Genomic DNA, 20462 nt, shown 5'->3' with positions numbered 1-20462 from the left:
GGTATTACATTTGGGTTTGAATTTTGATCGTTGAACCTGATAACCAATTCATAACTTTATCATTAACATGAACATTCATTTCCTCGTGACCATATTCAGGGAGAGTGAACATTTCTTTAGCACAAGTTAACCGGTTAAACATGGCAAATTGAGTAGAAGGGAAGCAGATATTATCGTCTAATCCAGTTATTAGTTTTACAGGGTTTTGGATCCTATGGGCCATGTTTTTAACGTCAATATAAGATAAAGTATTTAGAATTTGTTCTTCAGTTTTATGAAACGGATCTGAGAACTTGAAATATCTAAATAATTCGTTATAAGGTTCATTTTGATCGCCTAATTCTAGTATTCGTTTAAAGTCGGACAAGAAGGGATAAATCACGACTGTTAAGCTAATTTTTTTGTTCAATGCGGCGGCGACAAGGGACAACGCACCGCCTTGTGATGCTCCGTAGCTGTACAGTTTATTTTCATCGACGAATGACTGTTTCGAGATAATTTCAACTGTCTGATAGACATCTAAATAGACGTCTTTGAAGAATAGATGATCTGGTCCATCGATAGCACCGCGAATGATTTGACCTTTGATCGTATTACCACGAAATCTGGTATTATCTTGTGATTGTCCTGACTGACCACGGACATCCATCATTACGACTCCAAGCCCTGCAGCTGGATATTGTAATAGGATCGACCAATCTAGTGATTGTCCCATGTAGCCATGGAAAGTAAAGACTACTGGGCATTTCTTTTGATTTTTTGGAAAAATACATTTGGCATAAATAGTGGAATTATTTGTTCCTTCAAATGTAAGTTCATAGCAATCGACATTTGGTAGATTAAAATTTTGGGGAGTTAGTTTATATTCTGGTGAGGAATTTAAATTTTTTATATTATTATCCCAAAATTTATCAAAATCCTTAGGTGTATCACGGCGTCCGCGATAAGTTTTCATTTCTTCCAATGTCATTGTATCTTGCAAAGTTATTGACTTCCTTTATTTAGAAATTATTTTTTAACATATTGTTGGTTGATAGTAGCAGCTGTTAAACCAGTAACATCTTTGTTTGCTTTTGGAGCAAATAAACTGAAGACATATCCAAGAACAAATGATGAAATAAAGGCAACACAAGCAACTAATAATGAAGAAATATTTAGTGATTGTGCATAGAATGACAAAGCAACACTGGCAATAAGTCCTAATAGCACACCAGTTGAATTTGCACGTTTTGTGAATATACCAGCGGCAAAGACACCGGCAATAGGAACACCAAAGATACCAGTAACAGTTAAGAACAAGTTCCATGTTTCAGATGCATTACCTAGTAGTAGGTAAATAGCAACGCTTAGACCTAACAATCCAGCAATGATGATAATGATACGAGCAAGTGTAACATCACTCATATTTTTTAGTTTATCACCGAAGAACCTTTGTTTAAAGTCAGTGACAGCACAAGAAGAAATAGCATTCAAACTGGAAGCAATTGTTGATTGTGCTGCGGCAAAGATACCGGCAATAACTAATCCGGCAACACCAGCGGGCATTTCTGTAATAACGAAGTAAGGGACGATGGCACTAGTATTGAATCCCTTTGGAAGTGAACCAGTATGTTGATAGAAACTGAAAAGAACAGTACCCATACCGAAGAATAAAGGAATAGTGATCAAAGCAAGTAGACCATTAGTCCAAAGTGATTTATTAGTATCTTTAACAGATCCAGTGGTTTGATAGCGTTGAACAACATCTTGACTACCAGTGTATTGGTACAAACTATTAAATATTTGACCAGCAAGGATCAAAGGTATGAATTTAGATAGGTCGCCGAATTGCCAGTCAGCGCTTGAGAAGAATTTATGATGAACTGATACGTCGTTAACGATGGTACCAAATCCACCTTTGACATAAGCAATACCTAATATACATACAAGTAAAGCTCCACCAAGTAATAAGAATCCTTGGATAACATCACTCCAGATAACACCTTCAATACCGCCAAGGAATGTATAAACGATACATAGGCCACCAACGAATACAGCTATAAGGATCGGATTAATATTTGAGACTGATGTGATAGCAATAATTGGTAAATAAATAACGATAGCAACACGTCCAATGTGATAGAGCATGAAAAGTGCACTACTGATAGCTCTCATAATAGGACTAAAACGTTCTTCAAGATATTCGTATGCTGTGGTAACTTTTAATTTTCTGAAGAATGGAACGTAGTATTTAATTAAAAGAGGAATAAGAATCAAAATTGATAAATTACCTACGGAATAGCCCCAATCATTTAAGAATGATTGTTCAGGAGTAGACATAAATGTAATAGCACTTAAAGTCGTTGCATAGATACTGAATCCAGCGGCCCAAGCAGGGATCTTACCTTCTGCAGTAAAGAAAGCGTCTGCATTTTTACTAGCCTTTTTTGTAAAATAAGCACCAACGCCAAGCATAGCTAATAAATAAACAACTAGAACAATCCAGTTTATAGTACCAAAACCGGCCTTTGTCATATTTTCACCTCATTAATTGCAGTATCTGCAATTTTATTTTCTTTTGTAGCTCTTTGAATGAATAATTTCAGGATCAACGGAGCAATGATTGTGGTAACAACTGTGACTACAATCATTGCCGTGTAATGGTTTTGATCGATTAGTTTTGCGCCAAGGGCAACGTTTGCTACAACTAAGGCCATCTCGCCACGAGAGACCATGCCGGCACCAACGATATTTGCTTCATTCCATGATAGATGGAATATCCTTGCACCAAGGGCACCACCAATTTGTTTTCCAATAATAGCGATAATAATTAGTGAAGCAATAAAAATAATGTCGTTTTGAAGTCCTTTGAAGGTAATATTTAAACCGATACTTACAAAGAACACTGGAATAAAGACGGCATATCCTATTGGTTCGATTTTTAGAGCTAGAGATTCTCTGAACTTTGTTTCTGATAAAGCTATACCGGCAAAATAAGCACCAAGAACATCACTCATGCCAAGAGAAACGGCAATGGCCGCAAAGCCAAAGCATAAGATGATGGCACCAGTAGCTTCATTTTCACTGGTATTTAATTTACTGAAGAAGGACATGAACTTAGGGACAAACCATTTGCCTAGGACAAGCATGATAACGAAGAATAATAATTTAGTACTGATCATTAACCAAACTGGTTGATCACTGCTACCACTTGAACCGAAGAAAGCAACACAGAGGCCTAGCAGAATAACACAGATAATGTCATCAGCAACGGCAGCTCCTAAGATGATGGCTCCTTCACGAGTATTCATCCGACCCATTTCCTTTAGAACTTGGACTGTGATACTGACAGAAGTGGCACTTAGTACGAGTCCAATAAAGATTGAAGTGGTCCAGGGAAAGTTGAAACCCCAAGCACAGAGAGCAGCAGCGGTTAATGTTGGGAAAATAACTCCTAGAGTTGCTACGGTCATTGCAGGTTTCCAATATTTGATAAGTAAGGAGAGGTCACCTTCCAATCCAGCAATAAACATTAAAACGATGACACCAATTTCAGAAAAATACTGAATAAAGGTCGTACCGGTCAAAATATTCAAAACTGCTGGTCCAGCGATAACACCGACTAGGAGTTCCCCAATAACGCTAGGAAAGCTTAAAACGCTGGAGAGATGTGCTCCTAGTTTGGTTAAAATCAAAATAAGTACTAATTGAAGCAAGATGCTCATTATTTACTATCCCGATCCTTTAAGGCATTGTTTACTAGTTTTATTTGTCCAGGCAATTCTTGTTCAGAAGTTTCATATTCAATAAAGACAGGGATGTTATTTGATAAGTTGTTAATGAGTGATTTCCAATTAGTAGTACCTTCATTTAACATAACTGTTTCTTTATCTTTAATATCCTTTAAGTGAAAGACTGTGATGGCTTCAGAAATTTTTTTAAAAGCATCTTCTGGATCTTCAAGAATCCAATACCAATTTCCAGAGTCAAATGTGTATCCTAAAGGAATATCTAATTCTCGTAATTTGATGATTTGTTGAACTATATTGTCCAGAACACCATTTTCATTGGGTTCATTTTCGATCGTAACTTTAACATCATAGTTATTGAGTAAATCCTTTAAACTTTCTAATTGATCAACTGAGATATCTTCAAGGTCGCCGAGGCTGATCTTCAAATGGCCAATATGATATTTTTCAGCCATTTTTAGATGATCTTCTAAATTAGGATTAACTTCAGTAGTCTTGAAGAGTTGCTCAGGTACTGAATAAAAGAAGCCCCAATTTTGTTTCTGGCATAATTCATAAATGGCTTTTAACTCTGAATCCTTTGTTTCTTCGTTGAAAAGCTCTCCACGAACCTCGATATTGTCGATAGGATAGTCGGATAATTGTTCCAGATAAGAAAGTTGGGAACCACCAGCCTGAATTTTACTTGCGAATACAGCTGTGTTAATAGATGCTTGCATTATTTATTCACCTCTCAAAATAAAAAAACCGTCACCAATATTCACCCTGTAGGGGCGTTTATTAGTAGCGGTTAGGTTGACTGAATAACTATTACGTGAAAAATATAACATGGATTTTTAATAATGTAAACGTTTTCTTTAAAATAGTTACCGAATATTTTAAAAACGGTAATTATTAACAAACCGCTTCTACTTTATAGAGTATTTTTTTTGTTTTCAGCAGTATTTAAAACAAAACTTCAAGTAAATTGGATTATTGAAATTCTGAAATTTTTTTTAACAACAAAGAAAGCCTTTACAATAATCTATTCTCGGTGAGGCGAAAATTATTACCATAATATGCTATTGAAATATTAATTATCGTATTGTACATTTATGTCAGCGGTTAACGATTGGAAAAACTATTACAAACAAAATCAAATTTAATCGAGGGTAATTATGAAAAAATTATATTCAGCATTAATGACAGCTTTTAACGATGACGGCACAGTTAATGAAGCCGGAACAAGAGAAATGATCCGTTACAACATCGACGTAAATAAAGTTGATGGTTTGTATGTTGGTGGTAGTACTGGTGAAAATTTCAATATGAGTCATGAACAAAAGGAACAAGTTTTCAAGATTGCTATTGATGAGGCCAAAAATGATGTTGATCTTATTGCTCAAGTTGGATCATTAGATTTGAACGAAGCAAAATATTTAGCCAAATTTGTTACCGATCTTGGTTATCCACATATTTCTGCTGTTACACCTTTCTATTACAACTACACATTTGAACAAATTAAGAATTATTACAATGAAATTGTTAAAGATGTTGATAATGAACTTATCATTTATTCAATTCCTGTACTAACAGGTGTTTCACTATCACTCGACCAGTTTGCTGAATTGTTTGAAAATCCAAAGATTATTGGTATCAAGTATACAAATGCCGACTTCTTCCTATTAGAAAGAGTTCGTAACAGATTCCCTGACAAATTAATCCTATCTGGATTCGATGAAATGCTACTTCCAGCACTTGCACTTGGTGTTGATGGTGCTATTGGCTCAACATATAACTTAAATGCAAAACGTGCTAAAGCTGAAATGAATGCTTTTGATGCTGGAGATATCGATAAGGCTCGTCAATTGCAAAAAGACAGTAATGATCTTATCTCAGCACTTATTGCCAATGATATTTATCCATCATTGAAACTTGTCTTCAAAGAACTTGGTGTTAATGCTGGTGTTACTAAACGACCTATGGCACAACCAACTCCAGAAATGATTGCCGGAGCAAAGAAAATTTACAATGACTACCTAAAAGAAGATTAAGAAGTGATAAGCTATGAAAAATAATTTTTTAGAAACAGTAAAAGGAAAATTAGTCGTTTCTTGTCAGGCCTTGTCCGCTGAACCATTGCACAGCTCATTTATCATGTCACGTATGGCTCGTGCTGCCAAACAGGCGGGTTCAGTAGCGATTAGATGTAATTCTGTTGTTGACATTCAAGCGATTCAAGATGAAACAAATTTACCAGTAATTGGTTTAAATAAAGTGGATTATGATGATTCTCCAGTTTATATCACACCAACAATGAAAGAAATGCGTGCTGTTGCCAGTACCGGAGCCGAAGTTGTGGCTTGTGATGTAACAGGACAAAAAAGACCACACGGTGAAAAGTTAGCCGATATTGTAAATCAAATGCGTCAGGAATTTCCTGATACATTGTTGATGGCCGATACAGCAACACTTGATAATGTTCACGAAGCTATGGACCTTGGATTTGATATTATCGGAACAACTATGCACGGTTATACTTCTGATACGGATGGAATGAATATTGCTGATGACGATTTCAGATATTTGAAGGAAGTTTTAAAAACAGCTGATCGTCCAGTAATAGCCGAAGGTAAAGTTGATACACCTGAAAAGGCACGCCGTTGTATAGATCTTGGTTGCCATGCCGTAGTAGTCGGTGGAGCAATCACTCGTCCATTGGAAATTGCTACAAAATTCATCAACGCTGTTAACGCATAGCGTACACGGTTAGTGTTTAAACATAATCTAAAATAGGGCCGTATTTGCAAAAGCAAATGCGACCCTATTTCTCAATTATATTAGTTATTACTGTGAAATTTATTTTCCATAACTAGTTCAACAGTGTGGCCGAGACGTTTATTGAAGGTTTCATTTTCCAACAACATCGTAGTGATAATATCTAAAGCATAAGTCATAGCAAATTGTGAGTTAATGAAACGAGTATTATCAACAAAGTTACTATTTTTAACTAAAATCGGATAATCACTCAATTCATATAATTTACTTTTTTCAAAACCCGTTATACCAATGACCTTGGCACCATTACCTTGGGCAATTATAGCGGCCTTATTCAAATCAGTCGTGCTACCTGAAGATGATAATGCGAGAACAACGTCATCTTTATCAATAATTCCAGAAGTTATATACATGATGTGACTTTCAGTCATAGAAAATGCAGCGATGCCCATTCGAATCAAACGTTGTGTCATTTCTTGAGCAGTATAGCCAGAACTCCCGATCCCAAAGATATAGATACGACGGCAATGTGAAATCAGGTCAACGACTTTCTTTAGTTGATCCGTGTTTAATCGTTCCCAAGTATCACTTAAAACGTTGCGATAGAAACTATATACTTCATCGGCAATCGAATTTGTAGCTATTGGCTTAGGTGCAGTTTGTTGTTCACTAGCTAATTGTAGTTTAAAGTCATAGAAATCATGACAATTCATTTTTTTAACAAATCTAGTGATAGTAGCATTACTTACGCCGACTTTTTCAGCCAGAGTTGTAATGCTCATCTTTTGAACATCACTGGGATTCTGAATGACTTGGATTGCGACTTTTCGCTCTTGTCTAGAAAGTATTGGCAATTGATCTTCAACTAGTTTTAGAATGTTCATAAAAGTTCCTCCATGGTCTATAACACAATAATAAATACCATTTTAGTAAAAATCAATAATTATTAACAAATAGGAGAGAGAATAATGGATGATAAATTATTTCTTGCTTTTGATATCGGTGGTACCACAATTAAGTATGGAGTCGTAGATACAGAATTAAATGTCAGTGATTTTGGGAAGGTGGATACTAAACATAATAAAGATGGTTATATTTTGACTGCATTGCAAGAAGTCGCTGCTGATTTTCAAAAAAAATACAGATTGAATGGAATTGGCGTAAGTACAGCCGGAATTGTTAAAGATGGCAGTATTTTATTTGCTGGACCGACAATTCCCGGTTATCAAGGTACTAAAATCCAAGAGACATTAGAAAAACAGACCGGACTATCAGTTTTCGTAGTTAATGATGTTGATGCGGCACTTTTGGGTGAACAGCTAGCCGGAGTTGCAAAAGACAGTGAAACAACTTACTGTGTTGCTTTGGGAACGGGTATTGGTGGAGCATATCTCAAAGATGGCAAATTACTTAGCGGCACACATGCATATGCTAATTCGATAGGATACATATTATATGATGAAAAAACTAAAACTTATTATGAACAACGAGCTTCAACATTAACTTTGGAACATAATTTGGAACAATACAATACGAGCGTGATCGATGCTTTTGAGTATGCCAAAAAGGGACAAGAACCATACATGCAGATCATTGAGGATTGGGCAGATGAAGTAGCCCGTGGATTAGCCGAGATCGTTCTACTATATGATCCAGAAATATTAGTTATCGGTGGAGCAGTTTCTAAACAAAGCCAATATTTGATTGATCTATTGCATCGTCATATGGATAGTAAAATTCCTGATGGATTATTTAAGACGGAGTTACGTATTGCTAGATTGACAGATAAAGCTCAAATTTATGGTGCAATTTCTCAATTCATCCACTAAAAAAGAGCACCTGTAATGGTGTTCTTAATTAAATACGTTTTTTAACATTGTATGGTACAACGCCAGTATCACTATCTTTAGCGCTGGACTTTTCATCCTTAGCAAAGTAAACGTAGAATTTCTTATTATCTGCTACATCCTCAGCCACGATCAAGGATGATTCATAAGGATCTTTTGCTTTGTAAATCTGTGCTCCTCTGACAGCTTCACCAAAATCTCTTGAATTAGCAATAGCGTCACCGGGGTTAAAAAATACCATTTCATCCATAACCAACACATCCTTTCATTGCTTCTATTATACAATTATGCTATTAATTAAGCTAAGAGAAAGAGGGATGTTATGACTAACGTTGAAGATTATATTAAAAAAAATATCTTTGGCAAGCCACAATTAAAGCCAGACGAAAAAAATAAATTTTTAGGTAATTTTGCGGAAAGAGTTGCGATTGCTTTAACAGTTGCACAGCTTAAGAATACCAGTAATATCAAGTTGGTAGAGGACATCATGAAGAAGTATCCACATTATCATCTTTATTTAAATGGAAAAATAGATTCATACATACTGGATAATTATATTCAATTAAGTGTAAAATTAGGGTATAAGTTTACCATTGTTACACAATCACCCATGAGAAAAGGTAGCCGAATCTTAACCGATGCTGATATGGCCTTGGTGATTGCGGACGAGAATAAACCCATTGGACGACCAGTACTTTTATAATTTTGGAGGACAAAAATGTCTCAGTCATTAGATAAACTTGCTTTACTTTCTTTAAATGGAAATCAACCATTAGCCAAGAGAATTTCCGAATATATGGGAATCCCATTGCTTGATGCTTCAGTTTCTCATTTTAGTGACGGGGAGATCAACATTCAGATCAACGAGAGTATTCGTGGTAAGGATGTTTATATCATTCACTCTGTATCTGATCCCGTTAATGATAATTTTATGGAATTGATGATTGCTGTTGATGCGTTAAGACGTGCAAGTACTCATAGAATTACTTGTGTTTTGCCTTACTTCGCATACACACGTTCCGATAGAAAGTCACGTTCAAGAGAACCTATTTCAGCAAAACTATTTGCTAACATGCTGGAAATGGGTAAAGTTGATCGTGTTATTGCACTTGATATGCATGCCGATCAAATTCAAGGATTCTTTGATATTCCAGTTGATCACTTACGTGCTATGCCGATTTTTGCACGCTACTTTATGGATACAATGGATAATAAAGAAGATGTTGTTTTTGTTGCTCCAGACCATAATTCAACTAAACGTGCTCGTGCTTTAGCCGAAGTATTTGGTTCACAAATTGCGATTGTTGATCAACGTTCAACAGAAGATGACGACCTTGTCTCGGATGTTATCGGTGATGTTGATGGTAAGGAATGTGTCATCGTTGATGACTTGGTTGATACTGGTACACGTATGATCAATAGTGCTAGGTCATTGATCAATGCTGGTGCAACCGGCGTTTCAGCAGCTGCAACACATCCTATTTTTTCAAAGAATGCTGCACAAAAATTACAGGATTCTGATTTGAAACAAATTGTTGTTACAGATTCGATTACTATTCCTAATGAATGTAATTTTGATAAGCTTAAGGTATTGTCAGTCACTGGTTTAGTTGGTGATGCAATTCGTATTATTGAATCGGATGATTCAACTGCACCGTTGTTTACCGTTCGTGACAACTATCGAGAAATTCAATAAGGACTCATCTGGGGGTGTCCCAGAAGAATCCTTTTTTATAACTAATTTAAAAATACAAAAGGTGGTATATATGAAAAAGAAAGGTCCCATATTTTCCTTAACGATTTTGATTATAGCTTTATTGATAGTGAGTGTGATCCTTTACATTGCTGATCAACAGAGAGCAATTTTAACCCTAATGGAAGTCATTGTGATTTCGGCAGTCTATTTGATGGGCATGGATCGAAACCACAAGGGACACGGCAAGAAACGTAAAACGGTGAAGTTTTAAGTTTCTATCATATAAAACAGGTAGGAGGACATTGTCCTTCTATTTTTTTTTATTTATTATCTCCATACTTTCGACAACAGATTGATCAGGGGCATAATTTTGGACTTTTTGTTCTTTAAATAAGAAACGTAAAAATCCATAGTTCCAGCGTCATCACTGATTGGGATTTTGATACGATCATCATCCTTAGTAGGTAGATGATTACTAGCTTTGGAAACATTGGTACTGAAATAAGGGAAGCTAGAATACTGTGTTATTTCTTTAAAGGCATCATATTGTTCTTGATATAAAAACTTGGCATCAGGAATATTATCTTGAATAATTTGTTTCCAAATACCAATATCATTGATAACAATAAAACTCATGCCCTTTAATTCTTCAAATTTTACAGAATTTTTATTAGCTAGGTAAGTGAATTTATCTAAGTTGACCGATAGATGTTCACTACCAATGAATCGAGATTCAATTGAGTCTGTCATGATTTCTTTATTGGTTAAAATTGCGGCAAAACTTCGATTTTCTAAATCCCCTATGACTGCATCTTGTTCTAATAAATTATCATTTATCACAAGATTGTCAGGGATATCATCCAGTGAATGTAGCATAAGTATAGGTCCTGGAGCCACCGAGCCGACTTTTATAGTAGTCTGGCTGGCTTCATATGCTTGGACCGTATCAATAAAATTTTGATTTTGATTCAAAACCTTTTGTGCTTCTTTAGCTGCCAGAATTCCTGTTTTGGTCAGAGAAATACGATTAGGCTGACGGTCAAATATTTTAACATTTAACTCATCCTCAAGCTTTTGCATTCCTCGAGTCACAGTTGGTTGGGTCACCATCAATTCCTCGGCAGTGGCAGCCAATGTTCCAGATTTACTAAAAGTAACTAATTCCTCAAGTAAGTAGTTATCAATCATAAGATCACCTCATTATATTGCTATACGTCCAACGTATAGTAGCATGTTTATCTGGTAATTTTCAAGTGTACGGTATCCACATATAATGAACTCATAAATCAAATGCAGAGGTAAACAAATATGGATACAGTTAAATTAAATAATGGAATTGAAATGCCACAATTAGGATTTGGTGTTTTCCAAGTAACAGACTTAGAACAATGTGAACAAGCAGTCGTTGATGCAATTGCCTCAGGTTATCGATTGATCGACACAGCCGTGGCTTATCAAAATGAGTCAGCCGTTGGGCGTGCTATCAAACGTAGTGGTGTTGACCGTAAAGAACTTTTCATCACATCAAAGCTTTGGGTATCAGATGCCAATTATGAACGAGCAAAAAAAGCTATCGAAACTTCACTTAACAATCTTGGTGTTGATTACCTCGACTTATACTTATTGCACCAACCATACGGTGATGTTGCTGGATCTTGGCGTGCTTTAGAAGAAGCCTACAAAGCGGGGAAGATTCGCGCAATCGGTGTTTCAAACTTCTATGCTGATCAATTGAAGAATTTGGAATTATCAAATGAAATTAAGCCTGTAATTAATCAGATTGAAGTTAGTCCTTGGTATCAACAAAATTCAGAAGTTAATTTTAATCAAAGTGAAGACGTTCGTGTCGAGGCTTGGGCACCTTTTGCGGAAGGTAAGCATGATATTTTTACTAATGAAACTATTAAAGAAATTGCTGATAAATATAACAAATCTAATGGTCAAGTCATTTTAAGATGGTTGCTTCAACGTGGAATTGTAGTAATTCCTAAGTCGGTTCACAAGAATCGAATGGAAGAAAATATCAACGTCTTTGATTTCAAGTTAACAGATGAAGATATGAATACTATGAATAGTCTTGATAAAGGTGAGAGTCAATTCTTTGATCACCGTGATCCAGTAACTATCGAACAGATTTTTGGAACAAGTTTGGCTCAATTAAAATAAATGGAGAGATAAAAATGAAAAAAGTATTAGTATTAGGCGCAAATGGACAAATTGCTAGAATCGTTGAAGATCGAATTTTGAAGGAACAAGCAGATGTTGAATTGACACTATTCTTACGTAATAGCAGTCGTTTATCTGAATTAAGTACAAATAAGAATGTTACCTTGATTGATGGCGATGTAACTGATTATGAAGCCGTTAATGAGGCCATGAAGGGGCAAGATATTATTTATATCGCCTTTGTTGACCACGATGGCAACAACACGATGACTAAGAATGTTGTTAAGGCTATGAAGGAAAATGGCGTTGAACGTGTTATTGAATCAAGTTTGTTAGGCCTATATAACGAAGTTCCTGGTGAATATGGTCGTTGGAACTACAGCATGGTTAAAGGCGGATTGGACGCCGCAATCAACGCTGACAAATTACTAGAAGAATCTGGTTTAACGTACACAACACTACGTTTTCCATGGTTGAATGACCGTGATGAGGTTAAATACACAATCACACATAAAGATGAACAATATCTCGGTGTTTCCGGATCTCGTCAAAGTATGGCTGATGTAATCGTCAAAATCATTGCTGATCCAGACTATTTGAAGAATGATTCGATTGGTATCGCTGATGCTGACACACAGGGTGAAGATAGACCTGTTTATTAAAAGAAGGAGTATATCTTATATGAGTAAATCAAAAGTTGTTGTAATTACCGGAGCTTCAAGCGGTATTGGTGAAGCTACTGCCAAGTTATTGGCAAAAGATGGTGCCAAGCTTGTTTTGGGGGCACGTCGAGAAAATAGATTGAAGGATATTGCTAAATCAATCGAAAAACTAGGTGGAGAAGCAGCATACCAATCAACTGATGTTACAGATGATGATCAAGTTGAGTCTCTTGCTAAATTGGCTATTGAAAAATTCGGTCGAATCGATGTTTGGCTGAATAATGCCGGTATTATGCCACAATCAATTCTTTCGGAGAAGAAGATTACCGATTGGAATAATATGATCGACATCAATATCAAGGGAACACTTTATGGTATTGGAGCTGCTATTCCTTATATGGATAAGCAAAAATCTGGTCATATTATCAACGTATCTTCAGTTGCTGGTCATACAGCACACCAAGGCAGTGCAGTTTATTCGGCAACTAAGTTTGCGGTACGAGCTATTAGTGAATCATTGCGTCAAGAAATGGTCGATGCTAAAAATAATGTTCGAGTAACCGTTATTTCACCGGGAGCTATTAATACGGAATTGTTGAGTTCTGTAACAGATCCAGATGTTAAAGCTAATATGGAGAAGTTCTATGAATCATTTGGAATTCCAGTTGATAGAGTAGCCTTAACTATCAAAGAAGCGATTGATATGGCGGCTGATGCAGCTTGGAATGAAGTAATTATTCGCCCTACTAATCAATTGGTATAATTTAAAAAACTACACACAATTATTTGGAAAATTAATTGTGTGTAGTTTTTTTGTTTTGAACTAAAAGTTGAAAGTTTGATGCATTATGCCGTTTCCAGAGCTGAAAGTATTCATATGCTGCGCGGTATGATTCGAGCCAAAAGGCGGTCTCGAATCTCGGTTGAAGCCGAACCCCGAACCGGTAAGTCTCCAACACGCCCGGTGGTGTAAGTGTAAAGTTCTAACGCCACTTTCGCGGCAAATGAATACTTTCAGCTCTTCCAACTAGTTTTTTAATAATATTTTGCGATTTGAATCTAAAGGTATATTCAGTTATTGCGTTCTAAATTTTCTCAACTGGAAGATGCATCCCTTTCCATCCTTCAAGTGCGCATGACAATTCGAATGCTTCAAATCCAGCTGACATTAATTGTAGTAATGCAACTTTGCCAAGAGTAGTTCCGGCTGTCCAGTCATAGACTACATATGTTTTTGACTTGTCCAATTCTTCAAGATGTTGAGCTAAATCTTTTGCTGGTATGGCCATGGCACCTTTGATCTGATCCTTTTTGATTGCTGCAGGTGCATTACGAACATCAAGTACCACATACTTTGAATTTGGTTTTTGCATATCAGCAAGTACGGTATTGTGATCGATGTATAAGCTAAGATAAGTTTTTAAAAAGTCAATTTTTTCATTTTGCATTATTATTATTCTCCAATTGTTGTTTTAAATGTTGTGTTCCTTGATTTACTTTTTTTAGAAGTTTGTTTAGTTGTGTCACTTCGTCAGTTGACAGTGTCCCCATAATTGTTTGGACTGCTGAAAAATTGTGGGGTAGAAACTGTGTCACGGTTCGTTGTCCTAATTCAGTCAATTGGATCATGGCTGAACGTTTGTCAGTGTCAGACGCTAGACGTTGTACCCATTTTTTTGCGACTAGTCCTTTGAGTAATTTCGTGACAGTGGCTCTGGTTGCTCCCAATTTATCAGCTATCTCCGAAGGGGATAGTTGTTTTTGATTAGCTTGTCCGAGAAACATCAAGATGATGAATTTTGATTCGGTCAAATCTGAATTTGCTAAAATTTGGTCGTATTGTCTTTGCATTTCTCTGTATGCCCATTGAAAATTTAAGAACAGCACAGATAATTCTGCCTCTCCTGATGATCCTGCAACTAGTGAGATTCGAGCTGCGTCTGGTCGATCGTTAAAATCAAAATTGGTTGAAATTATAAACACCTCCATAAAAGTAATTAGCCGGCTTACTATATTTGATAGAATAGCAGGTATTATTTTGGAAATCAAGTCATTTTTCGAAATAATAAACAAATGAATAGCAGACATTATGTTAGCTACAGTTTAGTTAAGTATGCCGTTTCCAGAACTGAGAGTATTCAATTGCTGCGCGGTACGATTCGAGCCAAAGTGCGAACTCGTTCCTCGGTTGAAGCCTCGCAAAACCCGCGAGTCTTCAACACGTCCGGTGGTGTAATTGCTAAAGCAATAACGCTACTTTCGCTGCAAATGAATACTCTCAGTTCTTCCAACTAGTTTTTTTTAATAGCGGAATAAAATGAAGATTTCCGATTATTTAAATAAATTAACTCGAAGCCTGTAATAACAATTGTTAGATTAATTTTTCACCGTTCAACCTTCAGTAAATAATAAAATTTTGCCGTTATAACCAAACTTGAGAAAGAACCGAAATATTGCAGTGAGAAACAATCTTTTTTTATCATTATTATTTTATAAACCGGCATGTATAAGCGTTATTTCAATAGCATACGATAAACGTATACTGCCATGTTTATCTAGTAATTTTTTTATCTCTGAAACGGTCATATACTATGTTCATCGCTTGAGAGATATATACAAGAATATGGAAGTGTAAATGATGAATATTGTATTAATGTTATTACCTGCCATTGCTTGGGGAATTTTACCATTAGCAGTTGCCAGGATAAATGGGAAACCTGAGGAAGTTGCTGCAGGAGCTGCATGGCTTGCATCAGATGAATCAAGTTATGTTACAGGTACAACCTTATTCATTGATGGTGGTATGACATTGTATCCAGCATTTATGAATGGCGAAGGATAATTAATTGGAGGATAGAAAAATGAACAATGAATTTCAAAATGCAACAATTGATGGACAAAAAGTCACAGTTTATCAATTAGGGAAGTCTAGTATCGAGTGGGGTAACGGAGCAGGAACCTTATCTGATGGCATGGATACTAACAAAGATAATCAACCTACTAGAAAGTTAACTGACTCTGCTGAAAGTATTATTATTTACTTTTCAAGATCAGGTAGTACAGAATTATTGGCTAGTAAAGTTGAAAGAGAAACAAATGCTGATATTTTGGAAGTCATTGTGAAGGATCCCTATCCAAGCAATTATTCTAAGACATTATCACGAGCTAATTTTGAAAGAGAAAATCAGGATTATCCAGAATTATATATGCAACTACCAAATCTTGACCAATACAAAACAATCTATTTGGGATATCAAATTTGGGCTATGACGTTATCACATCCAATGACATCGTTTCTAAATACTTATGGCAATCAATTATCAAATAAAAGAATTGCCCCTTTCATGAGCGAAGGAGGATATGGACAAGGTGATAGTGTTCAAGTGATTAAAGAAATATTGAAGCAACAAGGTTCGACTAATAATACATTTGTACCTGCACTGATAGTTGATGGTAATAAAGTCGATCGTGCTGGTAAACAAGTTAATGATTGGATTAAATACATTTAATTTCTGCAAATAAAATACAACCAGTGATCAAATTCGATTACTGGTTGTATTTGTATCTGATAATGTGTCACCTAATTTTTTTGGATAGGTTAGTGTAGATACGTTTGATTATTTACATTTCTTAGCCACTATTGCAAAGGTTAACGGGATTTTTGGGGCATCTTTTGGAAGAACGTAACCATCATCAGTTTGAATGAGATTAGACAGGGCTGGCCATTCGGCCGTAGGATATTCACCTAAAAATTCAATATTCAAACCGGCATTTAATAATGCAGTAGTGATCTCCTGGAAATCATGATTCCAATTGTGATTTTTGGTATGTGCGATTTTGGGACCGACATTATCAGTGTACGATTCGTCACTGTCATAAGTATCAACGTTGGTATTGAAGTAATCTGCTGTGATATTCATAGATTCGAAGTTTAATGCAGCCAAAAGCGGATGGTCATCACGAATCATGAAAGTTCCATCATCTTTTAACAATTCATAGATGGAATTTGCCCAGTCTTTTAAATCTGGAAGCCAGGTTATAGTTCCAATACTTGTCACAATGACGTCAAATTTGTTAGAAATTTTACTTGATGCAAATCTTGCGTCTCCTTGTACGTAAGTTATATCAGCGTTAGCTTTTGCAGCAATTTGTCGGGCATAAAGTAAAGAATTTTCAGAGAAATCTAATCCGAAGGTTTTCTTTGATCCGAGACGTTTCCAAGATAGGGTGTCTGTTCCAATGTGACATTGGAGATGTAACAAATCTAGTCCGACAACGCTTTGGTTAGGAAGAAATGGTTTGAGTACATCATAATCATGCTTAACTACTGTCGAAATTTCGGAGTTATCTTTGACTAAGTTATCAACATCATAAAATTTGGATTTAATATGTACTTCAGCACGATCATTCCAATTAGCCTGATTGTCGATCATGTCTTGATCAATGTTTTCTTTCATCTTGTAATTTCTCCCTTAGTTACTGAAATAGAATCATGTTAATTTTTTTATTTTTGTAGATAGAGGTTTATTTCCAATTTATTCTAGAGAAAACTCTTCGACCCAATACTTCACGCATAAACATGAATAACGGCCAGATGATAACAAGGGTCACGATGTAAATTATGATGTAGTTCCAATTCAGGATACTCTGAATACCGAATAATGAGGTTCCAAAAAGAAACAATATTGCAAAAATTGCAAAGGAAACACTGATCATAACTTTTTTACGAATTATTAAAGGACGACTGATCGAAAGCAATGCACAATAACCTATCAGACCGATCACAAATACCGATTGAGTGGAGGTAGTAATAAATGGAATATTCATTTTTCCACCAAAGAAGACTATTCCACAAATTAGTAAAATATTGCAGATAGCGGCCGGCAACGCAATTTCCATAACATTTCTCATGAACCTACCAGCTGGTGGCGTGTAATTAGGTTCTAACGCCAAAATGAAGGTTGGTATTCCAACTGTTAGAGCATTTATTGGTGTTAATTGCGAAGGTTGGAAAGGATAGCCGGTCCCCAAAATTATAAATATAATGGCCAGGACAACTGAATAAATAGTTTTTATAAGATATAGCGAGGCAACTCTTTCAACGTTATTGATAACTCTTCGACCCTCGTTTAGCATGAAGATCATTGAGTCAAAATTTCGATTAAGGAGTACAAAATCGGCACTGGCCTCAGCGGCATCACTTTCACCAGCAATGGCGATACTGCAATCTGATTGACGCATCGCCAAAACGTCATTAACACCGTCACCAGTCATACCAACAGTTAACCCATTATCTTGCATAGCTTTTATCAAATCTGCTTTTTGACTAGGTCTAACTCGTCCGAAAATCTTGTATTTATCAACTAGCGCAGGATAGTCGCAATCATCTTCGACTGAACTCATGTCGATGTAATTTTGGCCAGAATCAATTCCAGCCTGCTTGGCAACATTAGCAACTGTTACTGGGTTGTCACCAGATATTATTTTGAGGTCGATGCCTTGATTCTTTAAGTAACTAAAAGTTGCCGGTGCCTGTTTTCTAACTTCGTCAGCAATTTTGATCAAACCAACCAATGTGTCGTCCTTTAAAACAGCAATGACTCTAAATCCTTGCTTAGCAGCGGTTTGAATCGTATTACTTAATTCATCTGAAGGTCGTTTGATGATGAACTCAGGGGCTCCCATGATATATCTAGATCCATTTAGGTCAATGAAACCAGAATATTTAGTTTCCGATGAGAAGGGAATAACACGTTTTATTTTTATATTCAAAACAGCACTATTTAATTTTTTAATTGCTTCAGCTGTAGCATTTGTTTCTTCAGTAGCCTCGACAATTTTAGCAGCTGTTTTCTTAACGAGTTCTTCTGAAAAATTATTATATGGAAGGATTTCTTTAACATTTAAATTTCCTGTTGTGATGGTACCGGTTTTATCTAGACAAAGTGTGTCAACCCTAGCCAGTGTTTCAATTGCGCTCAATGATCTAACAAGAATATTCTTTTTAGAAAGGTTGTAAGCACCAGTAGCCAAGGCCACTGAGGTTAATAAAACCAACCCTTCAGGAATCATGCCTATAACGGAGGCTGATGTTCCCAAGATCGATGTTGCAATATTATGATTTTGAAAATATGAACGGAAAAACAAAAGAAGCCCGATTGGGACGATAGTGTATGTTAAAATTTTAATGATGTTGTTAATAATTTTCATTAGGACACTAACTGAGCGTTTGTTTTTACTGACAGCGGAGGATAATTGTGAAATAAAGCTATTCATACCGACTTTAGTCAACTGAACCTTGGCATGTCCAGCAATGATAAAGCTACCCGAGTAAACCGGTTCATCAATCTCTTTAGTAATCGTATCAGATTCACCGGTAATGCTTGATTCATTTGTTTGGAGTCCATTGGTTGAACGAACGATACCATCAGCAGGGACGGTATCTCCACGTTTTAGAATAATAATGTCGTCTTGAACTAGATCTTCGACGGCTACATCGTTTTTTACTCCATTTCTGATAGTTGGAAAGTCTTGAACATTGACCAAACTGATTTTGTCGATTGTTAATTTGGAACGGATCTCTTGAAAACTTCCGATAATGATATTGGCAATTACGGGTCCAAGAAAGAAGAGATTTCGATAGGAACCAGTCCAAAAGATTAAAAGAGCAATTACCAAGTTTAATAAGTTGAAGAGTGTAAAAAGATTACTTCCGATTATTTGGGAAATCGAACGGGATAGTTTTTTTATTTGGACATTTGTTAATCCTTGATTTATTTTAGTTTGAACGGCTTCACTTGAAAGACCAGAATCTATGTCGGTATATGAAGTGTTTTTCTTAATTTTTACCATAGATTACCTACGACTATTAGTTATTTTATAGCCAATGCTATATAATTTGCTGTACTACTTAAAATTTAACACAAAAGGATGAATTTATTTTGAATAACTTATTTTTTGACTTGGATGGGACAATTATTGACTCAGAAAAGGGAATCGTTAACGGCCTAAAGTACATGTATAAAGAAGTTTTGGGCTATGTTCCTCACGATGACGATATTTTGAGAACATATATTGGACCAACTATTAGTTATTCTTTTGAAAAGTATGATAATTTGAATAGCAGTGATCCTGAAACTCAACGTCGGGTTTCAATTTTTCATGATTATTACATGGATAAGGGATGGCAAGAATTAAGCGTCTATGATGGCGTTTACGATATGCTTAAAAATCTGAATGATAATGGTAAGAAAGTATTTATTGCCACATCAAAACCAGAAAGTGTTGCTAAGAAAATAGTTGACCATTTAGATATGAAACCTTATGTTAGACATGTATTCGGAGCAACAGACGATGAAAAAACACGTTCTCTAAAAGAAGATGTTATTTCATACGGTATAGCTAAGACTTCCGTGGAACTAGATCCTAATAATCTAGTCATGGTTGGGGATAGAAGTAGTGATATTGTGGGGGCACACAAGAATAACTTGAAAGCAATCGGTGTTACTTATGGATTTGGCAAACGACAAGAACTAGTTGATGCCAAATCAGAATGGATTGTAAACAAACCATCTGACATCACTAAAATAGCTATGGAGAAGTAATT

General features: G+C 35.9%; 22 protein-coding genes and 1 pseudogene. 12 read left to right on the top strand and 11 right to left on the bottom strand.

Annotated features, from left to right (window positions below; genetic code table 11):
• Window positions 1-4: 4 nt before the first annotated feature.
• The 4 genes from EKM64_RS00265 to EKM64_RS00250 are packed head-to-tail and all read right to left on the bottom strand — an operon-like array spanning window position 5 to window position 4447.
• On the bottom strand, window positions 5-982 hold the full coding sequence (locus EKM64_RS00265; protein ID WP_125674397.1) for an acetylxylan esterase: 978 nt from the start codon (window positions 980-982) through the stop codon (window positions 5-7).
• Window positions 983-1008: 26 nt separating this feature from the next.
• Window positions 1009-2514 carry a sodium:solute symporter gene (locus EKM64_RS00260; RefSeq protein WP_125674396.1) on the bottom strand — a complete coding sequence of 502 codons (1506 nt, stop codon included), beginning with the start codon at window positions 2512-2514 and terminating at the stop codon, window positions 1009-1011.
• Entirely contained in the window at window positions 2511-3704 is a 1194-nt protein-coding gene (locus EKM64_RS00255; RefSeq protein ID WP_125674395.1) for a cation:proton antiporter, read from the bottom strand. Before EKM64_RS00255 ends, EKM64_RS00260 begins: the two co-directional genes overlap by 4 nt.
• Entirely contained in the window at window positions 3704-4447 is a 744-nt protein-coding gene (locus tag EKM64_RS00250) for a sugar phosphate isomerase/epimerase family protein (protein ID WP_125674393.1), read from the bottom strand. The genes EKM64_RS00255 and EKM64_RS00250 overlap by 1 nt, the downstream gene beginning before the upstream one ends.
• 438 nt (window positions 4448-4885) lie before the next feature.
• Between EKM64_RS00250 and EKM64_RS00245 the strand changes: the two genes are divergently transcribed.
• Both EKM64_RS00245 and EKM64_RS00240 read left to right on the top strand, forming a co-directional pair.
• Window positions 4886-5761, top strand: coding sequence for an N-acetylneuraminate lyase (locus EKM64_RS00245; RefSeq protein WP_125674391.1), 876 nt, complete (start codon window positions 4886-4888; stop codon window positions 5759-5761).
• Between the two features lie 13 nt (window positions 5762-5774).
• Window positions 5775-6467 (top strand): N-acetylmannosamine-6-phosphate 2-epimerase, encoded by a 693-nt coding sequence (locus tag EKM64_RS00240; protein ID WP_125674389.1) that lies wholly within the window; start codon window positions 5775-5777, stop codon window positions 6465-6467.
• Window positions 6468-6547: 80 nt separating this feature from the next.
• On the opposite strand, the gene EKM64_RS00235 is transcribed toward EKM64_RS00240, so the two are convergent.
• Complete coding sequence (locus tag EKM64_RS00235) at window positions 6548-7369, bottom strand: MurR/RpiR family transcriptional regulator (RefSeq protein WP_125674387.1); 822 nt, start codon at window positions 7367-7369, stop codon at window positions 6548-6550.
• 84 nt (window positions 7370-7453) lie between these two features.
• Between EKM64_RS00235 and EKM64_RS00230 the strand changes: the two genes are divergently transcribed.
• A complete protein-coding gene (locus tag EKM64_RS00230; protein WP_125674385.1) occupies window positions 7454-8314 on the top strand; it encodes an ROK family protein in 861 nt (286 codons plus the stop codon).
• 28 nt (window positions 8315-8342) lie between these two features.
• On the opposite strand, the gene EKM64_RS00225 is transcribed toward EKM64_RS00230, so the two are convergent.
• Window positions 8343-8582: a hypothetical protein gene (locus EKM64_RS00225; RefSeq protein WP_125674383.1), complete on the bottom strand. Its 240-nt coding sequence runs from the start codon at window positions 8580-8582 to the stop codon at window positions 8343-8345.
• A gap of 72 nt (window positions 8583-8654) precedes the next feature.
• Between EKM64_RS00225 and EKM64_RS00220 the strand changes: the two genes are divergently transcribed.
• From EKM64_RS00220 to EKM64_RS00210, 3 genes are all read left to right on the top strand, one after another.
• Window positions 8655-9035: a YueI family protein gene (locus tag EKM64_RS00220; protein ID WP_125674381.1), complete on the top strand. Its 381-nt coding sequence runs from the start codon at window positions 8655-8657 to the stop codon at window positions 9033-9035.
• A 15-nt stretch (window positions 9036-9050) separates the two neighbouring features.
• Complete coding sequence (locus EKM64_RS00215; RefSeq protein ID WP_125674379.1) at window positions 9051-10028, top strand: ribose-phosphate diphosphokinase; 978 nt, start codon at window positions 9051-9053, stop codon at window positions 10026-10028.
• 70 nt (window positions 10029-10098) lie between these two features.
• Window positions 10099-10299 carry a hypothetical protein gene (locus EKM64_RS00210; protein ID WP_125674377.1) on the top strand — a complete coding sequence of 67 codons (201 nt, stop codon included), beginning with the start codon at window positions 10099-10101 and terminating at the stop codon, window positions 10297-10299.
• 56 nt (window positions 10300-10355) lie between these two features.
• On the opposite strand, the gene EKM64_RS00205 is transcribed toward EKM64_RS00210, so the two are convergent.
• Complete coding sequence (locus EKM64_RS00205; RefSeq protein ID WP_125674375.1) at window positions 10356-11216, bottom strand: LysR family transcriptional regulator; 861 nt, start codon at window positions 11214-11216, stop codon at window positions 10356-10358.
• A gap of 120 nt (window positions 11217-11336) precedes the next feature.
• Here EKM64_RS00205 and EKM64_RS00200 point away from each other — a divergent pair, with 120 nt between their 5' ends.
• Genes EKM64_RS00200 through EKM64_RS00190 form a run of 3 tightly spaced genes read left to right on the top strand, consistent with a single transcriptional unit; the run spans window position 11337 to window position 13619 of the window.
• Complete coding sequence (locus EKM64_RS00200; RefSeq protein WP_125674373.1) at window positions 11337-12194, top strand: aldo/keto reductase; 858 nt, start codon at window positions 11337-11339, stop codon at window positions 12192-12194.
• 14 nt (window positions 12195-12208) lie between these two features.
• Entirely contained in the window at window positions 12209-12856 is a 648-nt protein-coding gene (locus EKM64_RS00195) for an NAD(P)H-binding protein (protein WP_125674371.1), read from the top strand.
• A gap of 19 nt (window positions 12857-12875) precedes the next feature.
• On the top strand, window positions 12876-13619 hold the full coding sequence (locus tag EKM64_RS00190) for an SDR family oxidoreductase (protein ID WP_125674368.1): 744 nt from the start codon (window positions 12876-12878) through the stop codon (window positions 13617-13619).
• A 322-nt stretch (window positions 13620-13941) separates the two neighbouring features.
• Here the strand turns inward: EKM64_RS00190 and EKM64_RS00185 are convergent, their stop codons facing one another.
• The gene (locus EKM64_RS00185; RefSeq protein WP_125674366.1) at window positions 13942-14304 is read right to left on the bottom strand and encodes a rhodanese-like domain-containing protein; all 363 of its coding nucleotides are present in this window, start codon (window positions 14302-14304) and stop codon (window positions 13942-13944) included.
• Window positions 14294-14845, bottom strand: coding sequence for a MarR family winged helix-turn-helix transcriptional regulator (locus tag EKM64_RS00180; RefSeq protein WP_225420910.1), 552 nt, complete (start codon window positions 14843-14845; stop codon window positions 14294-14296). The genes EKM64_RS00185 and EKM64_RS00180 overlap by 11 nt, the downstream gene beginning before the upstream one ends.
• 721 nt (window positions 14846-15566) lie before the next feature.
• Between EKM64_RS00180 and EKM64_RS00175 the strand changes: the two are divergent.
• Together EKM64_RS00175 and EKM64_RS00170 are read left to right on the top strand one after the other, a co-directional pair.
• Window positions 15567-15698, top strand: a pseudogene (locus tag EKM64_RS00175) (SDR family oxidoreductase); the annotation flags it as partial.
• Window positions 15699-15717: 19 nt separating this feature from the next.
• On the top strand, window positions 15718-16365 hold the full coding sequence (locus tag EKM64_RS00170; RefSeq protein ID WP_125674364.1) for a flavodoxin family protein: 648 nt from the start codon (window positions 15718-15720) through the stop codon (window positions 16363-16365).
• Between the two features lie 108 nt (window positions 16366-16473).
• Here EKM64_RS00170 and EKM64_RS00165 read toward each other — a convergent pair whose 3' ends face one another.
• Together EKM64_RS00165 and EKM64_RS00160 are read right to left on the bottom strand one after the other, a co-directional pair.
• Complete coding sequence (locus EKM64_RS00165) at window positions 16474-17313, bottom strand: class I SAM-dependent methyltransferase (protein ID WP_125674362.1); 840 nt, start codon at window positions 17311-17313, stop codon at window positions 16474-16476.
• Window positions 17314-17380: 67 nt separating this feature from the next.
• A complete protein-coding gene (locus EKM64_RS00160; protein WP_125674360.1) occupies window positions 17381-19708 on the bottom strand; it encodes an HAD-IC family P-type ATPase in 2328 nt (775 codons plus the stop codon).
• 89 nt (window positions 19709-19797) lie between these two features.
• On the opposite strand from EKM64_RS00160, the gene EKM64_RS00155 reads away from it, so the two are divergent.
• Window positions 19798-20460, top strand: a complete 663-nt coding sequence (locus tag EKM64_RS00155; protein WP_125674358.1) for an HAD hydrolase-like protein — start codon at window positions 19798-19800, stop codon at window positions 20458-20460.
• The last annotated feature ends 2 nt before the right edge of the window (window positions 20461-20462 follow it).

Origin of the sequence: Companilactobacillus keshanensis, assembly GCF_003946205.1 — a bacterium.
Taxonomy (GTDB): Bacteria; Bacillota; Bacilli; order Lactobacillales; family Lactobacillaceae; genus Companilactobacillus; species Companilactobacillus keshanensis.
The sequence above is the reverse complement of the archived record's forward strand: the minus strand, read 5'-3'. Positions and strand labels throughout refer to the sequence as shown.

What these genes read in the sequence shown, in the direction of transcription:
- EKM64_RS00260 (WP_125674396.1), bottom strand. Translation starts at nt 2,514, where the DNA reads ATGACAAAGGCCGGTTTTGGTACTATAAACTGGATTGTTCTAGTTGTT.
- EKM64_RS00255 (WP_125674395.1), bottom strand. Translation starts at nt 3,704, where the DNA reads ATGAGCATCTTGCTTCAATTAGTACTTATTTTGATTTTAACCAAACTA.
- EKM64_RS00250 (WP_125674393.1), bottom strand. Translation starts at nt 4,447, where the DNA reads ATGCAAGCATCTATTAACACAGCTGTATTCGCAAGTAAAATTCAGGCT.
- EKM64_RS00245 (WP_125674391.1), top strand. Translation starts at nt 4,886, where the DNA reads ATGAAAAAATTATATTCAGCATTAATGACAGCTTTTAACGATGACGGC.
- EKM64_RS00240 (WP_125674389.1), top strand. Translation starts at nt 5,775, where the DNA reads ATGAAAAATAATTTTTTAGAAACAGTAAAAGGAAAATTAGTCGTTTCT.
- EKM64_RS00235 (WP_125674387.1), bottom strand. Translation starts at nt 7,369, where the DNA reads ATGAACATTCTAAAACTAGTTGAAGATCAATTGCCAATACTTTCTAGA.
- EKM64_RS00230 (WP_125674385.1), top strand. Translation starts at nt 7,454, where the DNA reads ATGGATGATAAATTATTTCTTGCTTTTGATATCGGTGGTACCACAATT.
- EKM64_RS00225 (WP_125674383.1), bottom strand. Translation starts at nt 8,582, where the DNA reads ATGGATGAAATGGTATTTTTTAACCCCGGTGACGCTATTGCTAATTCA.
- EKM64_RS00220 (WP_125674381.1), top strand. Translation starts at nt 8,655, where the DNA reads ATGACTAACGTTGAAGATTATATTAAAAAAAATATCTTTGGCAAGCCA.
- EKM64_RS00215 (WP_125674379.1), top strand. Translation starts at nt 9,051, where the DNA reads ATGTCTCAGTCATTAGATAAACTTGCTTTACTTTCTTTAAATGGAAAT.
- EKM64_RS00210 (WP_125674377.1), top strand. Translation starts at nt 10,099, where the DNA reads ATGAAAAAGAAAGGTCCCATATTTTCCTTAACGATTTTGATTATAGCT.
- EKM64_RS00205 (WP_125674375.1), bottom strand. Translation starts at nt 11,216, where the DNA reads ATGATTGATAACTACTTACTTGAGGAATTAGTTACTTTTAGTAAATCT.
- EKM64_RS00200 (WP_125674373.1), top strand. Translation starts at nt 11,337, where the DNA reads ATGGATACAGTTAAATTAAATAATGGAATTGAAATGCCACAATTAGGA.
- EKM64_RS00195 (WP_125674371.1), top strand. Translation starts at nt 12,209, where the DNA reads ATGAAAAAAGTATTAGTATTAGGCGCAAATGGACAAATTGCTAGAATC.
- EKM64_RS00190 (WP_125674368.1), top strand. Translation starts at nt 12,876, where the DNA reads ATGAGTAAATCAAAAGTTGTTGTAATTACCGGAGCTTCAAGCGGTATT.
- EKM64_RS00185 (WP_125674366.1), bottom strand. Translation starts at nt 14,304, where the DNA reads ATGCAAAATGAAAAAATTGACTTTTTAAAAACTTATCTTAGCTTATAC.
- EKM64_RS00180 (WP_225420910.1), bottom strand. Translation starts at nt 14,845, where the DNA reads ATGGAGGTGTTTATAATTTCAACCAATTTTGATTTTAACGATCGACCA.
- EKM64_RS00170 (WP_125674364.1), top strand. Translation starts at nt 15,718, where the DNA reads ATGAACAATGAATTTCAAAATGCAACAATTGATGGACAAAAAGTCACA.
- EKM64_RS00165 (WP_125674362.1), bottom strand. Translation starts at nt 17,313, where the DNA reads ATGAAAGAAAACATTGATCAAGACATGATCGACAATCAGGCTAATTGG.
- EKM64_RS00160 (WP_125674360.1), bottom strand. Translation starts at nt 19,708, where the DNA reads ATGGTAAAAATTAAGAAAAACACTTCATATACCGACATAGATTCTGGT.